A 7,152-nucleotide genomic window follows, 5' to 3' on the forward strand; every position below is an offset into this window, starting at 1 on the left:
GTTTGTGCGCCTAATATTTCACAAATATATTTTCAGTTGGGTTTGATTAGCAAGAAATTCGACTTATTCAAGTCAGGTATACTCTTCAATAAACAAAAATTAATTACTTACTCAATAACTGCAGTTTTAGTTCCATTTCTATAAGGAAAATTCACGAATCTTTTTATTTCGTCCTAGCATTTCCCCCGTGTAATGACGGTTTGCGTGATTCAATGCCGAGTAGTTTCGTCACCAAATAAAACAAGGAAGATTCACAATGAATAAAAAAATGCTTTTTGTCTTAATCAGTTCTTTGTTGTCCACAGGAACATGGGCAGGTCCACCAGGACAAAATACTCATGGGAGTACAACTACCACGATATCTGACAATGTTGCAGGTGCGGACACATGCCTGACTCCAGCAGCAGCTTTAGCCAACAATTCCGATAGCGATGTTTCAGCGAGCGCTTTAGCCTATGCGATGTCCGAAGCTACGTCTTATATAGACGTTAATTATTCTGGAGATGTGACTCTTGATCTTACCAGGCATGGTAATCATGGGGCTGTTCATCAAGTTGAGCTAAATGCGAGTATGGGAAGTGGTACTCTTTTTGCCCAGGTTGCTAAATCTGAAACTGAGGTAGAAACGGATGCTTCGGCCTATGTTAGTGCAGAAGCGGAAGCTGCCGCTGAACTGATAGCTCAAGCCTTAATGAATATATTCCAAGGTATTGATTTTAATATTGATCTCGAAGTAATTCAGATCAATGTTAAGGTTGGAACACAAGCTACAGCTGAAGCAGTTGCTGAAGTTGACGCTTCGGCAGTGAGCTCGGCCAGCGCTACGTCTGGGTCTGCTGCCGATGGTGATAGTGCTGCTTCAGCGAGCGCAGTAGGGGGAGGAGTCTCAAGCAGTGGTTCTTCATTCTATGTCCAAGGTGCGAATATAGAGGAGTTCAGTACACAAATAAGCGCAGCGAGTGGCACTGTATTTAACGTTCAAACCGATGTCCTTGCTCAAGTATATGCGGACGCTATGGCCACCTCGTTCGTCTATGCTATGGCACAAGCATCTGCTGAAGCTCAATCTAGTGGTAAGCTGACATTTGACTGGGACCTGCCGATTATAGGTACCGGATCGTTACCTATTGTGACGGATAGTGACTCTGCAGCTAAGGCAGCGCAACAGATTGCGAACGCGGCTCAATCTATCGTCGCTTATGCGCAAGCCGCCGCGACTTCTTCTGCAAGCGCTTTAGGTGGTTCGTCTCTCGCAATGGACATGATGGTCCACTACGAAAACTTGCCTGGTACCGAAGACTTATTAGAGATAGTAGGAACGGGTAACCTTGGCCTCAATTGCACTCAAGCTACAGCCAGTGCGAATGCGACGGCTGACGCTGAAACTAACTAGTGAGTCTGCTGATAGGCTAAACCGAATAATAACGCTGTATATGCAGTAAGTGCTTAGTTTGGCCTAAACAAATATGTAGGCTTAATCAATCCGCAAGTCATCCAATGAACATTAGATGACTTGCGGATTATCAACACCGATTATTTATCTCGTGTAGATACCTACCAATAGCTGTTTTCTATGAGTTATTGGATTAAAACTCAAATATTCTCCTTTATCTCTTTTGCCAAATATATTCCATTGGCATGTTCAATCGGGCACGATCTCAGTGTGGCAACTAAACTAATTACCGGGTGAATAAAGTTTAAATGGCCGCCCGCTAACGGGAGAAGTCTTGCTGAATGAAGCCGGGCTCGGAGGCCAAGTTACTGCGAGGAGTACTGGTATATGGCTACATATAAAGTAGGGTATTTTGTTGGCAGTTTGTCTTCCACGTCTATCAACCGCAAGCTGGCCAAGGCATTAGCCCGATTGGCACCGGCGGAATTGGAGTTGGTTGAAATTCCCATCAGGGAGCTGCCTCTTTACAGTCAGGATTATGACGAGGACTTCCCGCCAGTTGCCAAAGCGTTCAAGCAAGCGATAGAAGAGTGTGATGGCTTGTTGTTTGTCACTCCAGAGTTTAATCGCTCCATACCCGGCTGTTTGAAGAATGCGATTGACTGGGCCAGTCGCCCCTGGGGGCAAAACTCTTTCGCCAAAAAACCTTCAGGCGTTATCGGGACTTCACCGGGAGCGATTGGTACCGCAGTGGCGCAGAGCCAGTTGCGCGGCGTGCTGTGCTTTTGCAACTCGCCGTTAATGAACACGGTGGAGGCTTACATACAATATCACGAAGGCTTGATTGATGATGACTTCGAAATCACCGACGAGCGTATGCGTGAGTTTTTGGGAAAATATATGGTTGAATTACAAGCCTTCGTCGAACGGGTTCTGACCGTATTACCACGTGAGGAATGACCACTTCAGGCGGCGGGGCCACCGCTGGCCTGTGGTCATTCAAATCGTGCTTTTCGAGTATGACCTTGAGTGAAATAATGTGTACTATCAAGCTCTAGCGTGACACAACAAGGATATTGAGTGCAGTACGTAAAGATCAAAGATGCGCTGGTTGAACAAATCAGCTCCGGGTTACTGGCGCCGAGGCAGAAACTGCCACCTGAACGCAAACTGGCTGAATCTTTTAACACGACTCGTGTCACGTTACGTGAGGCTCTTTCTCTACTTGAGGCGGAAGGGAAAATCTTTCGCGAAGACAGGCGAGGCTGGTTTATATCGCCCACGCCGCTGGTATACGATCTAAGACAGAATCAGGGCTTTACGCTGATGGCGGTTGAACAGACCCGGCGGCCAACGACCGAGTTATTGTCTGCGCAAAGTGTGTTGGCAAACAAGCAGGCATCTCAAATGTTGCGCTTGCCACCGTTTTCAGATGTTTACTGTATTAACCGGGTTCGTTATCTGGAAGATCGCCCTGTGGCGTATGTTACTCATTATATTCGGCCCGACAATTTCCAAGGGCTGTTGGATTGCGATCTGTCTGCATCGCTTAGTGAGCTGTTTCAGCAACAGTTTAGCCTGGTGTTAAACGCAATCCGTTATCGAATCAGCACCAGCTCGCTGTTAGGGGAAACTGCACAAGCTTTACGTGCCACGGCAGGGTCGCCCGCGACTGTCGTTGAAAAAGTCTGCTTAGGCTCGAATGGGGAAGCCGTTATCGGCACCGTGGAATTTTGGCGGCATGATGCGCTGAGTATTGAATCGATGTCTGAGGTCAACTAGCCTGGTTGACAAGTATGTATGGCGCAGATAAAAAAGCGATAGCAACCAACACGGTGCTATCGCTTTTATTTTGGCTAATAAGCTATCAGTGGATGTTTACATCGCTGCTTGTTTGGCTTCTGCAATCCAGGAGTTAAACAGGTCTTGGTTTGCTTTTATCCAACCGTTTGCGTGAGCTTCAATATCTGCTGCCGAGTTCTTACCCTGGCTCATCATCATGTTTTCAGCACTCACATCGTTGATGTTAACTTTCATGATTTCAAACAGCTTGGCTGCCGCAGGGTTGGCTTCAGCGAACTCTTTATTGGCAACAATGCGCATTGAGTTCATTTCAAAACCGTAGTTTTTGCCGTTTGGTAGTGCGGTGTCGATATCTTTACGTTCACCAGGAAGTGCCGAGAAAGGTACTTCCAGCCAGACTACGTCTTTACCCGGTACCAGTACGCCACTAACCCAGTACGGAGTCCAGGTGTAGTAAAGAATCGGGTCGCCTTTTTTGTAGCGAGAAATAGTATCGGCGATAATGGCAGCGTAGTTGCCTTGGTTGTGGGTGACAGTGTCACGCAGGCCGTAAGCGGTCAACTGCTCCTCAATAACCAGTTCACAGCCCCAGCCAGGGTTACAACCGGTCAAGTCGGCTTTACCGTCGTCATTGGCATCAAACAGTTTTGCCACTTTTGGATCTTTTAGCTGACCGATATTGGTGATGCCATATTTGTCGGCCGTTTTCTTGTCGATCAAGTAACCTTGTGCCGCACCGCTGATGTACTGGCCTTTACGGTAGAATTTCTCATCACCGCCAGCCATAGTGTACTTGTCTGCGTGCAGCGGGAACCAACCTACCGTCAGGTAAGTGGCATCGCCTTTGGCGATCGAGGTGTAACCAACGTTGTAGTCCACCTCTTTCGTTGACTGGACATCATAGCCCAGAGCTTCCATCGCTTTGTTAACGATCAAGGTCTGAAAGGTTTCTTCCGCAACGGTAGATTGCACCGGTTGCACAGTGATACCTTCGCCTGGCAGCTGTTCTGCCCACGCTTGAGTTGAAATTGCGAATGTGGAGATAACGCCTACGGATAAGGCTTTCTTCCATGAACTACTCATTAACTTTCCTCCCAGGTTGAAGCTTGAGTGGTTTAGATGGTTTTTTACCTTTCAGTAAAAAAGAAACAGGGCCAGAGTGATACCAGCGCTGTTTGGTATTCTGGGCGTTAACGCCCAAGGTTTGAGTGATTCGGTCCAGCAGGATCGCCAGGATGACGATACCGACACCGCCGACAGCGGCCAGGCCCATGTCTAAACGGCCAATACCCCGAAGCACCATTTGTCCCAGTCCACCGACGGCAATCATGGAAGCGATTACCACCATAGAGAGCGACAACATTAAGGTTTGGTTGACACCGGCCATAATGGTTGGCATCGCCAACGGAAGCTGAATGCGGTAGAGCATCTGTTTGCGATTGGCACCAAAAGAGTGCCCGGCTTCAATCAGTTCTTGTGGTACCTGCTGAATACCTAAGATGGTCAGCCTTACCACGGGTGGCAGTGCGAAGATGATGGTGACGACGACGCCAGGAACATTACCGATACCAAACAGCATGACGATCGGCACCAGGTAGACGAATGCCGGCGTGGTTTGCATGGCATCCAGCATTGGCCGGACAAATCTTGCGGCGGTGGCGTTGCGTGCCAGGAAAATGCCCAGAGGCAGGCCTATCAGCAGACAGAAAAACACCGAAGTCATCACCAGTGCTAAAGTCGTCATCGCCTGCGACCAGGCTCCGATCAAGCCGATGGCGATCAGCGAAATGACCGTGGTGGCGCCAAGGCGCAGACCGGCAAATTGCCACACCAGTAAGAACATGAGTACCAGCATGATAGGGGCTGGTGTTGAAACCAGCGCGGTTTCAAACGACGATAGAATGAAGTCGATTGGGATGCGAATGGCCTGGAACAGAGGACGACCGTGGTCAACCAGCCAGTTCAGACCGGATTCTACCCATTTATCGAACGGCACGACGGCATCAGTGAAAGGATTCATAAAATCAAATGACTGATGCTGAACGGGTTCAGAGCTCAGCCAACTATTATCAGTACTAGCGGCGTCGCTTTGACCCCAGGGGTCGGTTTGTGCGGGCGCGCTTTGTGCCCACGGGTCATTGTTATTTTGTTCAGAAGACATATGACTTATTCCCTATCAAGTGTTTGCAGCAGGCGTGATTTTGTGACGACACCCATATAGCTTCCTGTGCTGTCCACAACTGGGACAGAGTAGGGAACACTGGCAACTGTGCCTAAAATCTCACTGACGGGCTGTTCAGGGGAGAGAGTCACATCGTCTTCAAGTTGCGCACTTGCCAGCGAACGATTCTCTTTATGAGCGAGTCGTAGTGACTGAACCGAGACAATACCTGAGTATCGATTGGTCTTATCCACCACAACGCCAAATTCACGGTCATGATCCATCAGCAGCTGCATTGCCGATGCCGGACCATCATTCTCTGATTTTTTAAATACCGCTGCCGGCTTTTTGCGGGCAATATCTTTAGCGGTGAGTACGCTGGCGATATTGACACCACGGAAGAAGGCTTCAACGTAGTCGTTGGCCGGGTTGTGCAGTATCTCGTCTGGGGTACCAACCTGAACGACCACACCATCTTGCATAATCGCGATACGGTCACCGATGCGCAGCGCTTCGTCCAGGTCATGGGATATGAACACGATGGTGCGCTGATGTTCCTCCTGCAGTTTGAGCAATTCGTCCTGCATTTCCGTTCGGATCAGGGGATCCAGTGCGGAAAAGGCTTCGTCCATCAACAGGATATCCGGGTCACAGGCCAGTGCTCTCGCCAGACCAACCCGCTGTTTCATACCACCGGACAGCTCATCCGGGTAAGATTCAGCATAAGCGTCCAGGCCAACCCGCTCTAAGGCAGCCAACGCACTTGCCCGGCGCTTATCGATATCGACACCAGCCAGTTCTAAACCAAAGGCGGCATTTTCAATCACTGTCATATGCGGCATCAGAGCGAAATTCTGAAATACCATGGAGATATTTTTACGACGAACGTCTCTTAGTTCGTCTTCCGAGATGTGCGCAATGTCTTTGCCTTTCAGCAACACATTTCCGCGCGTCGGTTCGATCAGCCGGTTAAGCAGACGAACCAGAGTAGACTTTCCTGAACCAGACAAGCCCATGATGACGAAAATTTCGCCTTCATTAATCGTCAGCGATACATCATGAACCCCGACGGTTAGGCCAGTCTGGTCAAAAATTTTATCTTTGTCTTCACCTTGCTCAATGAGTGTAAACGCGCGTTCGGGCTTTTCGCCAAACACTTTATACAACCCTTGTACTTCCAATATGGGAGACATTCTTAAATCCTTTAATAGCTTTCGATTAGCGGTGTTTTAGTTTGATAAAACATTAGTACTCTAATTAAATACAAGATCAAATTCAACGAATTACGGAGAAATAGCATCGTATTCTAAATAAAACCTCGAACTTAGTGCAGATTAATGCCTTGTTTCATAAGGGGTGGATGTATATTGACGCAGAATAAATTCGCTGCTTAATAATTAGAGTGCTAATTATGTATGGTGCAAATAATGTGCGACAGTGCGGGTAATAGTGGTTCTGGTGGGAGGGTTGATCTTTCTCTTGACCGGGGCGTAAAAGCTTTAACGTTTCAACCTTTATCGTTTCAACTTTTTTGTTGAAAACACAACTAAACCGTTACGACAAGGAAAGCAGAATAATGACTAGACCAATTCTCGGGTTAGGGCTGGCCCTGATGACTACCACCGTATTTGCCGAAAGTTGTCCGGATTTACTGCAGGGATCGCAGCGCAAATTAAACTCAAACGAGACGGTCGAGCTGTGCAGTGCGTTCAAAGGTAAAACCTTATTAGTGGTGAATACAGCCAGTCAGTGCGGATTCACACCACAATTCGAGCAACTGGAGTCACTGTATCAA

At 48.0% G+C, this 7,152-nt stretch carries 6 protein-coding genes and 1 pseudogene; 4 read left to right on the top strand and 3 right to left on the bottom strand.

Translation table 11 applies throughout. From position 1 onward, the window contains the following. Positions 1-256 precede the first annotated feature (256 nt). From ACQY6F_RS17585 to ACQY6F_RS17595, 3 genes are all read left to right on the top strand, one after another. A complete protein-coding gene (locus tag ACQY6F_RS17585) occupies positions 257-1,393 on the top strand; it encodes a hypothetical protein (protein WP_428776300.1) in 1,137 nt (378 codons plus the stop codon). Positions 1,394-1,780: 387 nt separating this feature from the next. Next, complete coding sequence (locus ACQY6F_RS17590) at positions 1,781-2,353, top strand: NADPH-dependent FMN reductase (RefSeq protein WP_428776301.1); 573 nt, start codon at positions 1,781-1,783, stop codon at positions 2,351-2,353. Between the two features lie 120 nt (positions 2,354-2,473). Beyond that, positions 2,474-3,175 carry a UTRA domain-containing protein gene (locus ACQY6F_RS17595; protein ID WP_428776303.1) on the top strand — a complete coding sequence of 234 codons (702 nt, stop codon included), beginning with the start codon at positions 2,474-2,476 and terminating at the stop codon, positions 3,173-3,175. A 96-nt stretch (positions 3,176-3,271) separates the two neighbouring features. On the opposite strand, the gene proX is transcribed toward ACQY6F_RS17595, so the two are convergent. From proX to proV, 3 genes are read right to left on the bottom strand one after another with little or no spacing between them, the layout of a single operon-like run. Beyond that, positions 3,272-4,279, bottom strand: coding sequence for a glycine betaine/L-proline ABC transporter substrate-binding protein ProX (gene proX, locus ACQY6F_RS17600; protein ID WP_428776305.1), 1,008 nt, complete (start codon positions 4,277-4,279; stop codon positions 3,272-3,274). Then, a complete protein-coding gene (gene proW / locus ACQY6F_RS17605; RefSeq protein WP_428776307.1) occupies positions 4,272-5,357 on the bottom strand; it encodes a glycine betaine/L-proline ABC transporter permease ProW in 1,086 nt (361 codons plus the stop codon). The genes proX and proW overlap by 8 nt, the downstream gene beginning before the upstream one ends. 5 nt (positions 5,358-5,362) lie before the next feature. Beyond that, complete coding sequence (gene proV / locus ACQY6F_RS17610) at positions 5,363-6,550, bottom strand: glycine betaine/L-proline ABC transporter ATP-binding protein ProV (protein WP_428776309.1); 1,188 nt, start codon at positions 6,548-6,550, stop codon at positions 5,363-5,365. A 383-nt stretch (positions 6,551-6,933) separates the two neighbouring features. Between proV and ACQY6F_RS17615 the strand changes: the two are divergent. Continuing rightward, positions 6,934-7,152 (top strand): annotated as a pseudogene (locus tag ACQY6F_RS17615) (glutathione peroxidase); the annotation flags it as partial.

Origin of the sequence: Vibrio sp., from assembly GCF_050299255.1 — a bacterium.
Lineage (GTDB): Bacteria > Pseudomonadota > Gammaproteobacteria > Enterobacterales > Vibrionaceae > Vibrio.